Annotated in this window: 20 protein-coding genes; 13 read left to right on the forward strand and 7 right to left on the reverse strand. The window is 71.9% G+C overall.

Annotation, left to right across the window (positions count from 1 at the left end; translation table 11 throughout):
- The first annotated feature begins 138 nt into the window (after positions 1-138).
- Both O9K63_RS14080 and O9K63_RS14085 read left to right on the forward strand, forming a co-directional pair.
- Positions 139-1,317 carry a sensor histidine kinase gene (locus O9K63_RS14080; RefSeq protein ID WP_277238832.1) on the forward strand — a complete coding sequence of 393 codons (1,179 nt, stop codon included), beginning with the start codon at positions 139-141 and terminating at the stop codon, positions 1,315-1,317.
- Complete coding sequence (locus tag O9K63_RS14085; protein ID WP_277238834.1) at positions 1,314-1,994, forward strand: response regulator transcription factor; 681 nt, start codon at positions 1,314-1,316, stop codon at positions 1,992-1,994. Before O9K63_RS14080 ends, O9K63_RS14085 begins: the two co-directional genes overlap by 4 nt.
- Before the next feature lie 63 nt (positions 1,995-2,057).
- Here the strand turns inward: O9K63_RS14085 and O9K63_RS14090 are convergent, their stop codons facing one another.
- On the reverse strand, positions 2,058-2,573 hold the full coding sequence (locus tag O9K63_RS14090) for a hypothetical protein (RefSeq protein WP_277238836.1): 516 nt from the start codon (positions 2,571-2,573) through the stop codon (positions 2,058-2,060).
- A 187-nt stretch (positions 2,574-2,760) separates the two neighbouring features.
- On the opposite strand from O9K63_RS14090, the gene O9K63_RS14095 reads away from it, so the two are divergent.
- Both O9K63_RS14095 and ispD read left to right on the forward strand, forming a co-directional pair.
- Entirely contained in the window at positions 2,761-3,243 is a 483-nt protein-coding gene (locus tag O9K63_RS14095; RefSeq protein WP_277238838.1) for a CarD family transcriptional regulator, read from the forward strand.
- Between the two features lie 38 nt (positions 3,244-3,281).
- Positions 3,282-3,950 carry a 2-C-methyl-D-erythritol 4-phosphate cytidylyltransferase gene (gene ispD, locus O9K63_RS14100; protein ID WP_277238839.1) on the forward strand — a complete coding sequence of 223 codons (669 nt, stop codon included), beginning with the start codon at positions 3,282-3,284 and terminating at the stop codon, positions 3,948-3,950.
- A gap of 42 nt (positions 3,951-3,992) precedes the next feature.
- On the opposite strand, the gene O9K63_RS14105 is transcribed toward ispD, so the two are convergent.
- The gene (locus O9K63_RS14105; RefSeq protein ID WP_277238841.1) at positions 3,993-5,057 is read right to left on the reverse strand and encodes an FAD-dependent oxidoreductase; all 1,065 of its coding nucleotides are present in this window, start codon (positions 5,055-5,057) and stop codon (positions 3,993-3,995) included.
- Between the two features lie 76 nt (positions 5,058-5,133).
- Between O9K63_RS14105 and ispF the strand changes: the two genes are divergently transcribed.
- From ispF to O9K63_RS14120, 3 genes are read left to right on the forward strand one after another with little or no spacing between them, the layout of a single operon-like run.
- The gene (gene ispF, locus O9K63_RS14110) at positions 5,134-5,628 is read left to right on the forward strand and encodes a 2-C-methyl-D-erythritol 2,4-cyclodiphosphate synthase (RefSeq protein ID WP_277238842.1); all 495 of its coding nucleotides are present in this window, start codon (positions 5,134-5,136) and stop codon (positions 5,626-5,628) included.
- Positions 5,629-5,671: 43 nt separating this feature from the next.
- Entirely contained in the window at positions 5,672-6,550 is an 879-nt protein-coding gene (locus O9K63_RS14115) for an AAA family ATPase (protein ID WP_277238844.1), read from the forward strand.
- 6 nt (positions 6,551-6,556) lie between these two features.
- The gene (locus O9K63_RS14120; RefSeq protein WP_277238846.1) at positions 6,557-7,669 is read left to right on the forward strand and encodes a vWA domain-containing protein; all 1,113 of its coding nucleotides are present in this window, start codon (positions 6,557-6,559) and stop codon (positions 7,667-7,669) included.
- 20 nt (positions 7,670-7,689) lie between these two features.
- Here the strand turns inward: O9K63_RS14120 and O9K63_RS14125 are convergent, their stop codons facing one another.
- On the reverse strand, positions 7,690-8,394 hold the full coding sequence (locus tag O9K63_RS14125; protein WP_277238848.1) for a type 1 glutamine amidotransferase: 705 nt from the start codon (positions 8,392-8,394) through the stop codon (positions 7,690-7,692).
- A 10-nt stretch (positions 8,395-8,404) separates the two neighbouring features.
- The gene (locus O9K63_RS14130; protein ID WP_277238849.1) at positions 8,405-8,743 is read right to left on the reverse strand and encodes a transcriptional regulator; all 339 of its coding nucleotides are present in this window, start codon (positions 8,741-8,743) and stop codon (positions 8,405-8,407) included.
- Positions 8,744-8,910: 167 nt separating this feature from the next.
- On the opposite strand from O9K63_RS14130, the gene O9K63_RS14135 reads away from it, so the two are divergent.
- The 5 genes from O9K63_RS14135 to O9K63_RS14155 all read left to right on the forward strand — a co-directional run bounded on the left by O9K63_RS14135 (position 8,911) and on the right by O9K63_RS14155 (position 13,752).
- Positions 8,911-9,996: an S-(hydroxymethyl)mycothiol dehydrogenase gene (locus tag O9K63_RS14135; RefSeq protein ID WP_277238851.1), complete on the forward strand. Its 1,086-nt coding sequence runs from the start codon at positions 8,911-8,913 to the stop codon at positions 9,994-9,996.
- Positions 9,993-10,628, forward strand: coding sequence for an MBL fold metallo-hydrolase (locus O9K63_RS14140; protein ID WP_277238853.1), 636 nt, complete (start codon positions 9,993-9,995; stop codon positions 10,626-10,628). Before O9K63_RS14135 ends, O9K63_RS14140 begins: the two co-directional genes overlap by 4 nt.
- Before the next feature lie 109 nt (positions 10,629-10,737).
- Positions 10,738-12,168, forward strand: a complete 1,431-nt coding sequence (gene cysS, locus O9K63_RS14145; RefSeq protein ID WP_277238855.1) for a cysteine--tRNA ligase — start codon at positions 10,738-10,740, stop codon at positions 12,166-12,168.
- The gene (gene rlmB, locus O9K63_RS14150; RefSeq protein WP_277238857.1) at positions 12,168-13,112 is read left to right on the forward strand and encodes a 23S rRNA (guanosine(2251)-2'-O)-methyltransferase RlmB; all 945 of its coding nucleotides are present in this window, start codon (positions 12,168-12,170) and stop codon (positions 13,110-13,112) included. Before cysS ends, rlmB begins: the two co-directional genes overlap by 1 nt.
- Positions 13,113-13,191: 79 nt before the next feature.
- Complete coding sequence (locus O9K63_RS14155; RefSeq protein WP_277238858.1) at positions 13,192-13,752, forward strand: hypothetical protein; 561 nt, start codon at positions 13,192-13,194, stop codon at positions 13,750-13,752.
- Positions 13,753-13,783: 31 nt separating this feature from the next.
- Here O9K63_RS14155 and O9K63_RS14160 read toward each other — a convergent pair whose 3' ends face one another.
- The 3 genes from O9K63_RS14160 to O9K63_RS14170 are packed head-to-tail and all read right to left on the reverse strand — an operon-like array spanning position 13,784 to position 17,243.
- The gene (locus O9K63_RS14160) at positions 13,784-15,031 is read right to left on the reverse strand and encodes a DUF4032 domain-containing protein (RefSeq protein ID WP_277238860.1); all 1,248 of its coding nucleotides are present in this window, start codon (positions 15,029-15,031) and stop codon (positions 13,784-13,786) included.
- 10 nt (positions 15,032-15,041) lie between these two features.
- Positions 15,042-15,797, reverse strand: a complete 756-nt coding sequence (gene otsB / locus O9K63_RS14165) for a trehalose-phosphatase (RefSeq protein ID WP_277238861.1) — start codon at positions 15,795-15,797, stop codon at positions 15,042-15,044.
- Positions 15,798-17,243 carry an alpha,alpha-trehalose-phosphate synthase (UDP-forming) gene (locus tag O9K63_RS14170; protein WP_277238863.1) on the reverse strand — a complete coding sequence of 482 codons (1,446 nt, stop codon included), beginning with the start codon at positions 17,241-17,243 and terminating at the stop codon, positions 15,798-15,800.
- Between the two features lie 82 nt (positions 17,244-17,325).
- Here O9K63_RS14170 and O9K63_RS14175 point away from each other — a divergent pair, with 82 nt between their 5' ends.
- On the forward strand, positions 17,326-17,754 hold the full coding sequence (locus tag O9K63_RS14175) for a CBS domain-containing protein (RefSeq protein ID WP_277238864.1): 429 nt from the start codon (positions 17,326-17,328) through the stop codon (positions 17,752-17,754).
- The last annotated feature ends 42 nt before the right edge of the window (positions 17,755-17,796 follow it).

Raw genomic sequence — 17,796 nt, forward strand, 5'->3', positions numbered from 1 at the left:
GTCGGGGCTTGGTACTGGGTCGGATTCAACGCTGCCTGCGTGAACGAACTCCAGCCTGAAGATGAACATCGTGGGATGCACCGCTGGATGCGGCGTCCTGGTGCCAGCATGCCTGATCCGAGAAGTACTCTCGATGTCGTGGAGCCAACGACCGCGGCAATTCTGGGTGGGCTGGCCGGCCTGCTCATCGGATTTCTCGTCTGGGCCGCGATCACCATGACCGACCGGGAGCGGGCCATCGAGCCGGCCCCGGAGCCGGAGGTGCCTCGTGGTGTCGGAGATGTGCTCGCCGTGCTGCGCTCGTCCGGCGTGGTCCTCGACCTGGACGGCGGGGTCGTCACCACCTCCCCGGCAGCGGTGACCTACGGGCTCGTGCGCGCCGGCCGGCTGGCCCACCCCGAGATCCGTGAGATCGCCGACAAGGTCGCCCGCGACGGGGTGATCCGCGAGGCCCAGCTCGAGCTCAGCCGGCAGGGGTTGAGCTCCACGGTGTACGTCTCGGCACGGGTGGCACCGCTCGGTGCCCGCCACCTGCTCCTGCTCGTCGACGACCAGACGCAGGGACGGCGCGTGGAGGAGACCCGCCGGGACTTCGTCGCGAACGTCAGCCACGAGCTGAAGACACCGGTCGGCGGCATCTCACTGCTCGCCGAGGCCGTCATGGACGCCAAGGACGACCCCGAGGCCGTCGACCGATTCGCCCGCCGCATGCAGGGTGAGGCCACCCGGCTGTCCAGCCTCATCAAGGAGATCGTCGAGCTCTCCCGCCTGCAGGGCACCCCGGTCCTGCAGGACCCGGAGCTGGTCGAGATCGAGGAAGTCGTCCAGCTGGCACTGGAGCACGTGCGCATCGAGGCCGAGGCGAAGCGGATCACCCTCACCGACAAGGTCGCCGACGAGCTGTACGTGCGCGGGGACCGGGACATGCTCATCACCGCGGTGCGCAATCTCGTCGGCAACGCCATCGCCTACTCGGATGCCGACACCGCGGTCGGCGTGGGTGCCCGCCTGGTGGACGACACGGTCGAGATCGCCGTGACCGACCAGGGGTCCGGTGTCCCGGAGGCCGAGCAGGGCCGGATCTTCGAGCGCTTCTACCGGATGGACATGGCCCGCTCCCGCGCCACCGGTGGCACCGGCCTGGGGCTGTCGATCGTCAAGCACATCTGCGCCAACCACGGTGGCGACGTGCGGGTCTGGAGCGATGGCCAGCACGGCTCGACCTTCACGATCCGCCTGCCCGTCGCCTCTGAGACGCTCGAGTCGTTCGACCAGAACCGCGAACCACCAACCCCCACAAAGGAGTTCCGCCGATGACCCGAATCCTCGTGGTCGAGGACGAGGTGTCCTTCTCCGACCCGTTGTCCTACCTGCTGGAAAAGGAGGGGTACGACGTCGAGGTCGCCGAGAACGGCCCCGACGCCGTGTCCTCCTTCGAGGCCGACGGTGCCGACCTTGTCCTGCTCGACCTGATGCTGCCCGGGCTGTCCGGCATCGACGTCTGCCGCACGATCCGGCAGCGCTCCAACGTGCCGGTCATCATGCTGACGGCCAAGGACGGCGAGATCGACAAGGTCGTCGGTCTGGAGATCGGGGCGGACGACTACGTCACCAAGCCCTACAGCTCGCGCGAGCTCCTGGCCCGGATCAAGGCCGTCCTGCGCCGCCGGGCCGAGCCGGAGGAGCTGGTGCCGTCGACGATCGAGGGCGGTCCCGTGCGCATGGACGTCGACCGGCACGTCGTGGCGGTCGACGGTGAGCAGATCCAGCTCCCGCTCAAGGAGTTCGAGCTGCTCGAGATGCTGCTGCGCAACGCCGGTCGGGTCCTCACCCGCGTCCAGCTGATCGATCGGGTCTGGGGCAGCGACTACGTCGGCGACACCAAGACCCTGGACGTGCACGTCAAGCGGCTGCGCGCCAAGGTCGAGCCCGACCCCGCGAAGCCGGTGCACATCGTCACCGTCCGCGGGCTCGGCTACAAGTTCGAGGCCTGAGCACACGAAGGGGGGCCGACCGGATCAACCGGTCGGCCCCCCCTTCGTCATGGGTCGGGTGGGTCAGTGCTCCTCGGACCCCTCGCCCGCGGTGCTGCTCGGGGACGGTTCGGGGGTCCAGCCCTTGGGTGCGTAGGGCCGGTAGTAGCCGCTCGGGTCGACTGCCGGGACCAGGACCGGCACCGTCTTGTCGACGGCGCTGACCTCGACGTCGACCATGTCGCCGGCGCCCTCCTCCAGGCCGCTGAGCGTCAGGTCGGCGTCGCCGAGCGTGACCACCGAGTTGGGGTCGACGGTGGTCGAGGCCTTGCTGCCACCGGCCGAGATGGTGAACTCGACCTTGTCGGAGCCCGTGTTCTCCACGGTGCCGGTGACGACGGCGTCGCCGCCCTCCACACCGGTGACCAGGGCGAGGTTCTCGACCTGGAAGTCGGGCAGGCCCGGGACGGCCACACCGTCTCCGATCGACTGCGTCTCTGCCGTCTGGAACGGGGAGAACACGGAGCAGCCGGCGGTACCGACGGTCAGGACGACGGTCAGCGCGAGGGCGCGGCCACGGGTGCGGAGATTGTGCTTCACGGGGCACATCGTACCGGGAGCGCACCGGCAGGTGGATCGGGGTGCGGCCGTGGATGATCGACCCGGCTCGGGCCGTTCATGCCGGCCGCCCCACGCCCGCGCGCGGGGCATTCTGTCGCTGCTGGTCACCTGTGCGACCCACGACACGCCGTGTTAAACTGGAGGTCGCGAAAGGGGCAATCTCCACATGGATTTCACAGTCGGCGAGACGGTCGTGTACCCCCACCACGGGGCTGCTTTGATCGAAGAGATCAAGTTCCGAAAGATCAAGGGCGAGGACAAGCAGTACCTCAAGTTGAAGGTGGCACAGGGCGACCTGACCATCGAGGTGCCCGCCGAGAACTGCGACCTCGTGGGTGTCCGCGATGTCGTCGGCAAGGAAGGGCTGGATCGGGTCTTCGAGGTGCTGCGCACGCCGCACGCCGAGGAGCCCACGAACTGGTCACGTCGCTACAAGGCCAACCTCGAGAAGCTGGCCTCCGGTGACGTCATCAAGGTCTCCGAGGTCGTCCGCGACCTCTGGCGCCGTGAGAAGGACCGCGGCCTGTCCGCGGGCGAGAAGCGGATGCTGGCCAAGGCGCGCCAGATCCTCGTCTCCGAGCTGGCACTGGCGGAGAAGACGGACGAGGACAAGGCCGAGACCATCCTCGACGAGGTCCTCGCGTCCTGAACCACCCACTCATCGACGACGCCCACACCGACTCCGGTGTGGGCGTCGTCGTCGTGGCAGCCGGGTCCGGCAGGCGGTTGGGTGCCGATCGACCCAAGGCCTTCGTCGAGCTCGCGGGGGTGACGCTGCTCGAGCACGCGCTGCGCGGCGTGGTCGCCGCGGGCGTCGACGAGGTGGTCGTGGTCGTCCCGGCCGACCTGGTCACGCAGGCGGACGCGGTCGCGGTACCCCTCGGCGGAGCCACGGGGCCGACGATGATCGTCGTCGCCGGTGGGGCCGAGCGCACCGACTCGGTCGCGGCCGGGCTGTCGGTCCTCTCCGAGAGGGTGCGCCTCGTGCTCGTCCACGACGCGGCCCGGTGCCTGACTCCCGTGGCCGTCTTCGAGCGTGTGCTCGCGGCGCTCGAGCGAGGGGCGAAGGGGGCGATCCCGGGGGTCCCCGTCGTGGACACGATCAAGACCGTCGATCCCGACGGGGCCATCACGGGCACCCCGTCGCGTGACTCGCTGCGTGCGGTGCAGACGCCGCAGGGGTTCCGGCGGGACGTGCTCGAGCAGGCCCACGCCTCAGGGGTGTCCGCGACCGACGACGCCGCGCTCGTCGAGGCGCTCGGTCACCGGGTCCTCGTCGTCGAGGGGGACCACCGCTCGCTGAAGATCACCACCCCCGAGGACCTCGCGCACGCCGAGCGCCTGCTGCGCGCCTGATGTGCAACTGCTTAGGCAGTTGCGATCCCTGTACGCAACTGCTTAGGCAGTTGCAGAGGGTCGTAAGAGGTGGCGCCGCACGGCCAGGGCAGCGGCGCGGCCGGCCCGGTTGCCCCCGATGGTGCTCGCTGACGGCCCGTAGCCAACCAGCTGCACCCGGGGGTCGACGGCGCTGGTCAGCGAGGTCTGCACGTCCGTGCTCCCGGGCAGGAGCGCGATGCCGCCCTCGGGGCTGCGCAGGCCCAAGGGCGCCAGGTGGCGCACCGCGGGACGGAAACCGGTGGCCCACAGGATCGCGTCGACCCGCTCGAAGGTCCCGTCCGCCCACCGCACCCCGTCCCGCTCGATCCGCTCGAACATCGGCCGCCGCCGGTCGTAGACACCGGTGCGGGCCGCGGCCATCTCCTGCGGACGCAGCGCCAGCCCGGTCACCGACACGACGCTGGCCGGCGGACGACCCGCCCGCACCCGCTCCTGGACGAGCTCGATCGCCTCGCGACCGGAGAACTCCCCGTCGGTCCACACCGGCTCGCGCCGGGTCACCCAGATGACGTGGGCGATCATGGCGATCTCGCCGATGAACTGCACGGCGGACGCGCCACCGCCGACGACGAGCACGCGCTTGCCCCGGAAGTGCTCCGCCCCCGGGTAGGCGACGGTGTGCCACTGCTCCCCGGCGAAGTCCCGCTGGCCGGGGTAGGCCGGGATGAACGGTCGCGTCCACGTCCCCGTGGCATTGACCAGCGTGCGCGTGGTCCAGGACCGCCCTCCGGCGTGGACCACGAGCAGCCCGTCCTCGTCCCGTACCCGGTCGACGTGGACCGGCCGCAGCACCGGGAGCTCGTGGGTGGCCTCGTACTCGTCGAACCACTCGGCGATGACCTCGTTGGCCCGGTCGCCGGACCCGCCCGGAGCGGGCGCGTCCGGCAGGTCCGCGACACCGTGGACGTCGTCCATCGACAGCGAGTCCCAGCGGTGCTGCCACGCGCCACCGGGGCGGGTGTTCGCGTCGAGGACCACGTGCTCGATGCCCAGGCGGCGCAGGTGGAAGGACGCGGACAGACCTCCTTGGCCCGCACCGATGACGACCGAGTCGTGGATCTGCACGGACTCCACGCTAGACGCCCTCGCGAGCGGGGCCGGTTCTCCTCGCGAGCGGGGTCGGTGCTGCGAGACTGGCGCCATGACTGCCCTGCCCCGTACCGGGATCGGTGTCGACGTCCATGCCTTCGCCGAGCCCGGCTCCGGCCGCGAGCTGTGGGTCGGGGGACTGCTGTGGCCGGGCGAGGTCGGCCTCGAGGGGCACTCCGACGCCGACATCGCCTGCCACGCGGCCTGCGACGCGCTCTTCTCGGCCGCCGGGATCGGGGACCTCGGCGCCCACTTCGGGACCGGGAGGCCCGAGCTCGCCGGTGCCTCCGGACTCACCCTGCTGACCGAGGCGGCGCGGCTCGTCGGCGAGGCCGGCTTCGAGATCGGCAACGTCGCGGTGCAGGTCGTCGGCAACCGGCCCAAGGTCGGCACCCGCCGCGACGAGGCCCAGACGGCCATGTCGCAGGCGTGCGGCGCTCCGGTCAGCCTGAGTGGCACGACGTCCGACGCCCTGGGCCTCACCGGCCGTGGGGAGGGCGCGGCCGCCCTGGCCACCGCGCTCGTCGTCCCGGCCCGGGGGGCCTGAGGCGGCACCGCCCCGGGCGGTGGTGTCGTACGGTGTCGGTGTCATGATCGGTCCCAGCAGCGTCGTTGATCTTCGGTCCCGCCTCGGGGAGGTCGGGTACCTGGCCGACGACGGCCTGGCGACCGTCACCCACCTCGCCATGGCGATGCAGCGGCCGCTCCTGCTCGAGGGTGAGCCCGGCACCGGCAAGACCGCGCTCGCCGAGGCCCTGGCCGAGTCCTTCGACCTGCCGCTGATCCGCCTGCAGTGCTACGAGGGCATCGACGCCAGCCAGGCGCTCTACGACTGGGACTTCACCCGCCAGATCCTCCACCTGCGTGCCCTCGAGGCCACGGGGGAGGCGGTGGAGACGAGCGTCGTCGAGCAGTCCCTCTTCGACGAGCGGTTCCTCATGGCCCGACCGATCCTGCGCGCCCTGCGGGAGAGTCCGGCTGTGCTCCTGGTCGACGAGATCGACCGCGCCGACGACGAGTTCGAGGCCTTCCTCCTCGAGGTGCTCTCGACGTACCAGGTCTCGATCCCCGAGCTCGGGACGGTCCGCGCCGGGCAGCCGCCCATCGTCGTCCTGACCTCCAACCGGACCCGGGACCTGCACGACGCCCTGCGGCGACGCTGCCTCTACCACTGGCTCGAGCACCCCGGCCCCGAGCGCGAGACCGCGATCGTGCGTGCCCGGCTGCCGCAGGTGAGCGCCACGCTCACCGAGCGCGTCGTGGGCATCACGCAGCGCCTGCGCCCCGAGGGCGTGCTGATGAAGCCGCCGGGGGTCGCCGAGACCCTCGACTGGGTGCGGGCCCTGCACGAGCTCGGCCGCACCGACATCGACCTGGAGTCGGCCTCGGCCACCATCGGGGCCCTCTGCAAGTACCGCGAGGACACCGACCGGGTGCGCGCGCTCCTGCCCGAGCTCGTCGGCGGGTGAGTCGACGTGGCCCCGGGGACCTCCGCCGACCCGGTCGCCGGGCTCGTCGGCTTCACGGCTGCGTTGCGCGCCGCGGGCGTCCGGGCGGACCGGGCCAAGGACTTCGTCGAGGCGGTCGGTCACCTCGACGTCGGGAGGCGTGAGGACGTCTACTGGGCCGGCCGGGCCACGTTGTGCGACGAGCCGGACGACATCCCCGTCTACGACCGTGTCTTCGCCCACTGGTTCGTCCCCGAGCGGGGGGACGACGCTCGCGTGCGGACGACCAGCGCCCATCAGATCAGTGTGGCGCCGCTCGACGTCGACGACCCCGGCGACGGCCAGCAGGAGGGCGACGGTGACGTGGTCACTGCCGTCGCCTCGACGATCGAGCAGCTGCGGCACCGGGATGTCGCCGAGCTCGCCCCGGACGAGCGAGCGCGCCTCAACGCCCTGCTCGCGGGGCTGGACGCCCGTGGCCCGGTACGCCGCTCACGACGGCGCTACGCCTCGGCGCGCGGGGAGATCGACATCACCCGCACCGTCCGCGAGCAGCTGCGCCGGGGCGGTGAGCCGGGGCCCCTGCGCCGACGCACGCGGCGCGACCGCCCCCGACGGGTGGTCCTGCTCATCGACGTGTCCGGGTCGATGGAGCCGTACGCGGACAGCCTGCTCCGCTTGGCGCACCGGGCGGTGGTCGCGGCTCCACGCACGACGGAGGTCTTCACGCTCGGCACGCGACTGACCAGGGTCACGCCGGCCATGCGCCACCACGACCCCGACCTCGTGCTGGCCGAGGCCGGGTCGATGGTGCCGGACTGGTCGGGCGGGACCCGATTGGGTGAGGTGCTGCGGGCCTTCGTGGACCGCTGGGGCCAGCGTGGGGTCGTTCGCGGCGCGGTCGTCGTGGTCGCCAGCGACGGCTGGGAGCGTGGAGGGGCGGAGCTGCTCGGCGAGCAGATGGCCCGGCTGCGTCGGCTGGCGCACGCGGTGGTCTGGGCGAACCCGCACCGGGGCAAGCCCGGCTACGCACCCGTCCAGGGCGGGATCATCGCCGCCCTGCCGCACCTGGACGGGATGGTCGACGGGCACTCCTTGGCGGCCTTCGCAGAGCTGCTGGAGGTCGTCCGCGACGCCTGAGGGGCGCCGGCCCGGACGGGTCAGTGTCGGAGCACGGCGGCGAAGGCGGCCGCGACCGGGCGCCACGCGGCCTCCACGGCGGGTTCGGCTGCCTCGATCTCGGCGAGGACCGCCGGGACGTCGACGTCGGCCAGCTCGCGGGTACCCACGTCCTTGCTCGCCCAGTCCGAGACGATCGCGCGGTCCGCCTCCGGGTGTCCCTGCACGCCCCACACCGTGGGTGCGAGACGGGCGAGCAGCAGGTCGCCGCGCTCGTTCGTCGCCAGCGGTGTTGCGCCCGAAGGGGGCTCGGTGACGATGTCGTCGTTCCACTGCACCACGGGAGCGGCATCGGCAGCGGCCAGGACGGGGTCGCCGGCCAGTCCCGGGAAGCCGAGCACGGACAGGACGCCCAGGGTGCGCCCCGCCGGGTTGCGGCCGACCCGTCCACCCAGCGCCGACACGGCCAGCTGGTGGCCGAGGCAGATGCCGAGGACCGGCACCGCCCCCTTCGCCGCGGTGCGGATGAGCCCACGCGTGGCGGGCAGCCAGGGGGCCACCTCGTCGTCCGCGTGACCCATCTGCCCACCGAGGACGAGGAGGCCGTCGTGGCCGCTGAGGTCCTGCGGCAGGTCGTCCCCGGCGTACGGGCGGCGCACGTCGAGCGCGACCCCGGCCTCGGCGAGCCAGGTGCCCACGCGGCCCGGAGGGCAGGTCTGCTGGTGCTGGACGACGAGGAGGGCCATGGGCGGCAGGCTAACCCGCGGACGGGGGTGAGTTTCCCTCGCGGTCGCGCACCCGCAGGGAGGAGACCCGGGCCAGTCGCTGCAGCTCCGAGACGTGCCCGCACAGGGCCTCCCGGCCCTGCGTGGTGAGCGCCACCAGCGTCAGCCGTCGTCCCCGGCTGACCTCGCGCGAGGTCGTGACGTACCCCGCGGCCTCGAGGCTGCTCAGGTGCTTGCTCAGCGCCGAGTCCGACAGGTCGAGGTCGTCGCGGATGCTCGCGAAGGGCATCCCTCGGGTCGGCGCGAGGAGGGCGCAGATCTGCAGTCGGTGGCGCTGGTGCACCACCGGGTCGAAGACCGGGCGCGGCATGCCCCCAGAGTAGGTGACTTGCCGCGGTGGAAAGTGCGGTGTCCCGCCGACGGCGCAGGCTGCGGGGGGTGGCCTCGAGGGCGCGGGCGACCCCCCGTCGTCCGTGGGCGAGGATGGGAGCCACAGCACCGGGGCTCTGCCCCCGACCCAGCGAAAGGAGTCGCGTCGTGTCCCAGACCGTCAAGGCAGTCATCGCCCGCTCGAAGGGGGCGGACGTCGAGCTCGTCGACATCGTCGTCCCCGACCCGGGACCGGGTGAGGCCGTCGTCAGCGTGCAGACCTGTGGGGTCTGCCACACCGACCTGCACTACCGGGAGGGCGGGATCAACGACGAGTTCCCCTTCCTCCTCGGCCACGAGGCCGCCGGCACCGTCGAGGCCGTGGGGGAGGGCGTCACGGACGTCGCCCCCGGTGACTTCGTCGTCCTCAACTGGCGCGCGGTGTGCGGCCAGTGTCGCGCCTGCGCGAAGGGCGAGCCGCAGTACTGCTTCGACACCCACAACGCGACGCAGAAGATGACCCTGACCGACGGCACCGAGTTGACGCCCGCGCTGGGCATCGGTGCCTTCGCGGAGAAGACGCTCGTCGCCGCCGGCCAGTGCACCAAGGTCGACCCCTCCGCCGACGCCGCCGCCGTGGGCCTGCTCGGTTGCGGTGTCATGGCCGGTTACGGCGCCGCGGTCAACACCGGCGGCGTCACCCGCGGTGACTCGGTCGCCGTCATCGGCTGCGGAGGCGTCGGCGACGCGGCCGTCGCGGGCGCCCACATCGCCGGGGCGACGACGATCATCGCCGTCGACACCGACCCGCGGAAGCTCGAGATCGCCAAGGGCTTCGGCGCCACGCACACGGTCGACGCGAGCAGCGAGGACACCGTCGAGCGCATCCGTGAGCTCACCGGCGGCTTCGGCGCGGACGTCGTCGTCGAGGCGGTCGGCCTGCCGCAGACGTACGAGCAGGCTTTCTACGCCCGCGACCTCGCCGGCACCGTCGTGCTCGTCGGCGTCCCGACACCGGAGAAGGAGGTCACCCTCCCGATGATCGACATCTTCGGTCGCGGCGGCGCCCTCAAGTCCAGCTGGTACGGCGACTGCCTGCCCAGCCGCGACTTCCCGGTGCTCGTCGACCTCTACCAGCAGGGACGCTTCGATCTCGACGCCTTCGTCACCGAGCGCATCGGCCTGGGGGACGTCGAGTCCGCCTTCGCGAAGATGCACGCCGGCGACGTCCTCCGCTCGGTGGTGGTCCTGTGACCGCCCGCATCGACAAGGTCGTCACGTCCGGCACCTTCGAGCTCGACGGCGGCTCGTGGGAGGTCGACAACAACGTCTGGATCGTCGGCGACGACAGCGAGTGCATCGTCCTGGACGCCGGGCACGAGGCCGGCCCCATCCTCGAGGCGATCGGGGACCGGAGGCTCGTCGCGGTCGTGTGCACGCACGCGCACAACGACCACGTCAACGCCGCGGCCGATGTCGCCGACGCCATGCAGGCGCCGATCTGGGTGCACCCGGACGAGGCCCCGCTGTGGCGGATGACCCATCCCGACCGGGCGCCCGACGGCGCGCTCGCCCACGGGCAGATCATCACTGTCGCGGGCACCGACCTGCACGTGCTGCACACCCCGGGCCACGCACCGGGCGCCTGCTGCCTGCACGCGCCGGAGCTGGGTGTCGTCTTCTCGGGTGACACCCTCTTCGACGGCGGGCCCGGGGCCACGGGTGGCCGCTCGTACAGCGACTACGACCGGATCGTCACCTCGATCCGGGAGAAGCTGCTCGGACTCCCTGCGAACACCGTCGTGCACACCGGGCACGGGCCGGACACCACAATCGGTGCCGAGGTCGCGCGCGAGCCGGGGTGGGAGCGCCCCGAGGGCGCATAGGCGGTACCCGCCAACGACGGGCGAAGGGAGCCCCGGTGGCCCCCTTCGCCCGTCCTGCTCGAGCGGCCGGATGACCGCCCCGTCCGTCCGCGCCGTTAGCCTTGGGCCTGTGACCCTGCAGCTCTTCGACTCCGCCACACGCACCCAGCGCGACTTCGTCCCCGTCACCCCGGGTCGGGTGGGGATGTACATCTGTGGGCTGACGACGCAGGGCGCGCCGCACATCGGTCACCTGCGTTTCGCCGTGGCCTTCGACATCCTGCGGCGGTGGCTCGTGCGCGGGCACGGCTACGACGTCTCCCTCGTGCGCAATGTCACCGACATCGACGACAAGATCCTGCGCAAGGCCGCCGAGACGGGCGAGGACTGGTTCGCCCTCAGCTACCGCAACGAGCGCTACACCGCCGAGGCCCTCGACCTGCTCGGTGTGCTCCCCGCGACCTACGAGCCGCGCGCGACCGGGCACATCCCCGAGATGGTCACGCTCATCGACACCCTCGTCGAGCGGGGCCACGCCTACCCGGCCGAGGACGGCAGCGGTGACGTCTACTTCGACGTCAAGAGCTGGCCCGACTACGGCGAGCTGAGCAACCAGGGGCTCAACGACATGGTGGCGGCCGACGACGCGGACCCGCGCGGCAAGCGCGACCCGCGTGACTTCGCCCTGTGGAAGGGCCGCAAGGGGGAGGAGCCGACCAGCGCCAACTGGCCGACCCCCTACGGCGAGGGTCGTCCCGGGTGGCACCTCGAGTGCTCGGCCATGTCCCGCAAGTACCTCGGGGACACCTTCGACATCCACGGCGGCGGCATCGACCTGCGCTTCCCCCACCACGAGAACGAGCAGGCCCAGTCCCGCGCCGCGGGCTTCGGCTTCGCGAACTTCTGGCTGCACAACGGCTGGGTGACGGTCAAGGGCGAGAAGATGGGCAAGTCCCTCGGCAACGCCCTCGAGGTCCAGCACCTCGTGCGTGACCACGACCCGCTGACCGTGCGCTACTTCCTCACCGCCGCGCACTACCGCTCGATGATCGAGTACCACCCCGGCTCCCTCGACGAGGCGGGGTCGGCGGTGGAGCGCATCGCGGGCTTCCTGCGCCGTGCGCTGCCGGGCCAGCCGGTCGTCGAGGCGGACCCGCAGGTGGAGATCCCCGCGGAGTTCACCGAGTCGATGGACGACGACCTCGGGGTCGCCGGTGCTCTGGCCGTCATCCACGAGACCGTCCGCAAGGGCAACACCGCGCTGGACGAAGGGGGTCGGGCCGAGGCCGCGGAGATCGCCGCCACGGTGCTGGCGATGACCGACGTCCTCGGGATCAACCCGCTGTCCGCCACCTGGGGTGGCGCGGGCGGCAGCCGCGAGGAGGAGCTGCACGAGGCGCTCGACGCGCTCGTGCGCATGCAGGTCGACGCGCGCGCGGAGGCCCGCGCCGCGCGCGACTTCGAGACAGCCGACCGGATCCGGGACGGTCTCGTCGAGGCCGGGATCACCGTCGAGGACACACCGGGCGGCGCCCGGTGGAGCCTGAGGAAGGAACACTGATGGCCGGCAACAGCCAACGACGAGGCGCGGTGCGCCGGTCCGGGTCGAAGAAGGGGATGCAGGTCGGTACGGGCGGCCAGCGTCGCAAGAGCCTGGAGGGCAAGGGCCCGACGCCCAAGGCGAGCGAGCGTCCGAACCACAAGGCGTACAAGCCCAAGGCGGAGCAGAAGCGTCCCGCGAAGCCGCAGCGCAAGAAGACCTCCTCGACGGAGGTCGTCGCCGGGCGCAACTCCGTGCTGGAGGCGCTGCGCTCGCAGCTGCCGGTGACGACGATGTACATCGCGCACCGCATCGACAGCGACGACCGGGTCAAGGAGGCGCTGCAGGTGGCCGTCGCCGCCGGCACTCCGATCATCGAGGCCTCCCGGCAGGAGCTGGACCGGCTCACCGACGGCGCCGTGCACCAGGGCATCGCGATCCAGGTGCCGCCGTACCAGTACGCGCACCCGAAGGACTTCATCGACTCCTCGCTGCCGGGCGTCCCGCTCGTCGTCGCGCTCGACTCGATCACCGACCCGCGCAACCTCGGGGCGATCGTGCGCTCGACCGCCGCCTTCGGTGGCCACGGCGTCGTCGTCCCGCAGCGGCGCAGCGCGGGCATGACCGCGTCGGCGTGGAAGACCTCCGCCGGTGCCGCCGCGCGCCTGCCGGTCGCCCAGGCGGCGAACCTCACCCGTGCTCTCGAGGACTACCGCAAGGCCGGCTTCTTCGTCGTCGGGCTCGACATGGACGGAGACGTCGAGCTGCCCGGGCTGGAGCTGGCGACCTCGCCGCTCGTGGTCGTCGTCGGCTCCGAGGGCAAGGGCCTCTCGCGTCTCGTGCGCGAGACCTGCGACCAGATCGTCTCGGTGCCGATGAGCAGTGCCGTCGAGTCCCTCAACGCGGGCATCGCGACCAGCGTGGCCCTGTACGAGATCGCCCGCCTGCGCCACGCCGAGGGGTGATTGCCCGGGCGCACCGCGCATGATGGGGTGGGGCCGAGCGGGGGTCGCAGGGGTCCTCGCCAGCGCAGGAGGGAACCCGATGTCCGCAATGCCCCCACCCCCGCCGCCCGGCGGTGACCAGTCCGGCTACCAGCCGGCGCCCGCGTACTCGTCCCCGGGTGGTTACCCGGGCGGCCCCGTGATGACGGCGGCGCCACCGTCGATCGTCCGGGCCAAGTACGCGATGTGGGCCGGTGCGGTGCTGCAGCTGGTCACGATCCTCACGTCCTTCGTCGGCATGGACGACATGCGTGCCCAGGTCATGGAGGCCTTGGACCAGCAGGGCGTCCCCTACACGGAGAGCACCATCGACGCCGCCGTCGCGCTGGGGGTCGGGTTCAGCGTCTTCCTCGGCGTGGTCGGTGCGATCCTGTGGGTGCTCATGGCGTGGCTGAACGGCAAGGGCAAGGGCTGGGCGCGCATCGTGGCGACGGTCCTGTTCGCGCTCTTCGTCATCAGCTTCCTCTTCAGCTTCGCGCAGGCGACGTCGGCGGTGACGATGATCGTCAACGTCCTGGTGCTCCTGGCCGGAGCCGCGGCGGTCTTCTTCCTCTGGCAGAAGGACTCCACCGCCTGGTTCCGCGCCCACAAGGGCGTCTGAGCCCACGGGCGAAGGGGGCGCGCCGGCTGGCTCAGCCACCCTCCTCGTCGACCACGGGCAGCTCGGCGGTGTCCGCCCCCAGGAGCTCGCGCTCGTCGGGCTTGCCGGGCAGCACCTCGCGCAGGTAGTCCGCGAGCGCCTCCTCGATGGGGATGTCGTGGCCGGTCCGCTCGGCCAGGTACCACCGGTGCTCGAGGATCTCGTGGAAGAGCTCGGCCGGCTCGAGCTTGCCACGCATCTCACGCGGCACCGCGCGGGTCGTCGGCTCGTAGACGCGGGAGAGCCACTCGTGGGCGACGATCGACTCCTCGTCGCCCTGCCGGTCGGTCGCCGCGCGGTAGGAGTCGAGGTCGTTGAGCAGGCGACGGGCCTGGTTCTCCTCGACGTCGAGGCCGGTCAGGCGCAGCAGCCGGCGGCTGTGGTGGCCGGCGTCGACGACCTTGGGCTCGATGCGCACGTGGGTGCCGTCGAGGTCGGTGGCGATCGCCAGCTCGTCGACGTCGAAGCCCAGGGCGTTCAGCCGCCGGATCCGCTCGTCGACCCGCCAGCGCTCGCCGGCCTCGAACCACTCGTCACCGGTCAGCTCCTGCCACAGCCCGCGGTAGCGCTCGATGATCTCGTGGGAGACCTCGATCGGGTCGAGGCCCTCGGGCAGGTACCCCCCGGCGGCCAGGTCCATCATCTCGCCGGCGATGTTGACCTGGGCCAGGTCGAGGTCGTGCTCGCGCTGCCCGGTGCTCAGCGTGTCGTGCAGCTCGCCGGTCTCGGCGTCGACGAGGTAGGCGGAGAAGGCGCCGGCGTCGCGGCGGAAGAGCGTGTTGGACAGGGAGACGTCCCCCCAGAAGAACCCGGCGAGGTGCAACCGGGCCAGCAGGACCGCGAGGGCGTCGGCCAGCCGGGTCGTCGTGTCCTCGCGGAGGTGCTGGCTGAAGAGCGCCCGGTAGGGCAGCGAGAACTGCAGGTGCCGGGTGACCAGGCACGCGTCGAGCGGATCGCCGTCCGCGTCGGTGCGCCCGGAGACCACGGCGAGGGGCTCGACGCACGGCAGGTCGAGGCGGCGCAGCGCCCGCAGCAGCTGGTACTCCCCGCGGGCGAGGTCGGCCCCGATCTCCTTGACGGCGACGATGCCGCCGGAGAGGTGCGCGAAGCGCACGACGTGCCGGGAGATGCCGCGGGGGAGGGCGGCGAGGATCTCGGGGGGCCACTCCTCGAGCGGGACCGACCAGGGCAGGTCGAGCAGTGCCGGGTCGGGCCGGGCGGCGGAGATGTCCAACGGCACGGCGGCCTCCTCAGGCGGTCCGGGCTGCGACGAGGGCGTCGAGGACCGCGGGGACCTCGCTGCAGTCGTCCAGGCGGGTGCGGGCGGCGGTCTCACCGGGCCCGACCTTGATGGACAGGTCCCGTGGACCGAGCACCGTGAAGACGTGCTCGTCGGTGACGTCGTCGCCGAGGTAGACGACCGCGTCGACGCGCAGGTCCCCGGCGAGGGCCTGCAGGGCGGTGCCCTTGTCCGCTCCGACGACGCTCAGCTCGTGGACGCCCTTGCCGGAGAGGAGGCTGACCCCGGACATCCGGGCGGCCTCGGTGGCGATGTCGGTGGCGGTGTCGACGGCCTCCTCGGGCAGCCCCCGGGTGTGGAGGACCAGCGCGGTCGGCTTGTGCTCCATGCGGATCCGGGGGTCACGGGTGGCGACGGCGGGCTCGACCCAGGCGCGCAGCGCGGTCAGCCGGGCCCCGGCCGCCTGATCGGTGGGGCCCTGCCGGGCGCGGTTGGTCTCGGCGCCGTGGCTGCCGATGAGCGTCGTCCCCGAGTCGCCGAGACCGCTGAGCTCGGTGAGGGTGGCCAGGTCGCGCCCGGAGACGACCGCGGTCCACGTGTCCGCGGCGGCCGCCAGCGTGGTGATCGCCTCGATCGTGCCGGCCTGCGGTCGGGCGTCCAGCGGGTCGAGGACGAAGGGGGCGAGGACCCCGTCGAAGTCCGTCGCCACGAGCAGCCGGGGCCGCGCGGCGACCGCCGCGATGCCGTCGCTGACCTCGGGGCGCACTCAGGCCCCCTTCGCCGTGGACCGGGACGGGCGGTCCGGTGCCGTCTCGAGGTTGGCGAGGAACGTGTCCGCCCACTTCTGCACGTCGTTGTCGGCGACGCGCCGGCGCAGGGCCCGCATCGACCGGCGCTTGTCCTTCGCGGACATGTTCATCACGCGCAGCATCACCCGCTTCAGGCCCTCGATGTCGTGCGGGTTGCACCGGAAGGCCTGCTTCATCTCGTGCCACGCGCCGGTGAACTCGCTGAGGATGAGCGCGCCGCCGTCGTCGTGGCGGCAGGTGACGTACTCCTTGGCCACGAGGTTCATCCCGTCGCGCAGGGGGGTGACGAGCATGATGTCGGCCGCCTGGAAGAGTGCGGCCATCTCCTCGCGCGGGTAGCTCTGGTGCAGGTAGTCGACCGCCGGTGCGCCGATGGTGGAGTAGGCGCCGTTGATGTGACCGACGACGGTCTCCACCTCGGTGCGCAGCTGCTGGTAGGCCGCGACCCGCTCACGGCTCGGTGTGGCCACCTGGACGAAGGTGATGTCCGGCGTGGAGATGGCGCCGTCGGCGAGCAGCTCCTCGTAGGCCTTGAGACGGTGGCGGATGCCCTTGGTGTAGTCGAGGCGGTCGACGCCGAGCATCACCACCTCCGGGTCCCCGAGCGAGGCACGGATCTCCCGGGCCCGCTCCTGGACGGCCTCGGTGCGCGCCAGCTCCTCAAGACCCCGGTAGTCGACGCTGATCGGGACGGCGGAGGCGCGGACCTGGCGACTCGTGCCGTCCGGGTCCTGGGTGGTGACGACCTCCCCCCGCGTCGTGCGCCCGTCGAGCTGGCGGCAGGCGCGCAGGAAGTTCTGCGCGTCGGGGGCGCGCTGGAAGCCGAGGTAGTCGGCACCGAGGAGGCCCTCGAGGATGCGTGAGCGCCACGGGAGCTGGGCGAAGAGCTCCACGGGCGGGAAGGGGATGTGGTTGAACCAGCCGATCCGCACGTCGGGGCGGCGCTCGCGCACCATCGCCGGCACGAGCTGGAGCTGGTAGTCGTGGATCCACACCTTGGCGCCCTCGGCCGCCACCTCGCACACCGCCTCGGCGAAGCGCTCGTTGACGATCTGGTAGCAGCGCCACCACTCGCGGTGGAAGTGGGCCTGGACGATGACGTCGTGGTAGATCGGCCAGAGCGTGTCGTTGCTGAAGCCCTCGTAGTAGCTCTCGCGCTCCTCCTCCGACAGGGGGACGGGGTGCAGCCACATCCCGGCCTCCTCGAAGGGCTCGGGGGCCTCGCCCGTCTCGCCGGCCCACCCGACCCAGGCGCCCTCGCGGTGCTGCATCACCGAGTCCATCGCGGTCACCAGCCCCCCGGGGGAGCGGTGCCACTCCGAGGAACCGTCGTCGGCGACGACACGGTCGACGGGGAGCCGGTTGGCGGCGATGACCAGATCGAAGACGCGCTGGGCAGTCATGGGACGGACCTCCTGGATGATGGCCCTCCCACCATATGGCGATGGCCTTCCGCCGGGGCGTCCGGAGCACTAATCTCGATGCATGAAGATCTCGGACGTTCTGCGCAGCAAGGGCTCTGATGTCGTCACGATCGCTCCGGACGACACGGTGGCCACCCTCCTGGGCCTCCTCGCCGAGCACCGCATCGGTGCCGTCGTCGTCTCGGGTGGTGACGGCGCGGTCGACGGCATCGTCTCGGAGCGGGACATCGTCCGGCATCTGCACCGCCTGGGCGCCGCGGTCCTCGACGAGCCGGTCAGTGCGATCATGACCGCCGAGGTGCACACGTGCACCACCCACGACGACGTGCGCGACCTCGCGGCCCGGATGACCGAGCGGCGCATCCGCCACATCCCGGTCGTCGAGGACGACACGCTGGTGGCCATCGTCAGCATCGGTGACGTCGTCAAGCACCGCATCCGGGACCTTGCCGCCGAGCGGGACCAGCTGGAGGCCTACATCACCCAGTGACACCAGGTCACAGCCGCCACACAGGCATTTCTCCGTGATCAC

The organism is Janibacter cremeus (genome assembly GCF_029395675.1).
Lineage (GTDB): Bacteria > Actinomycetota > Actinomycetes > Actinomycetales > Dermatophilaceae > Janibacter > Janibacter cremeus_A.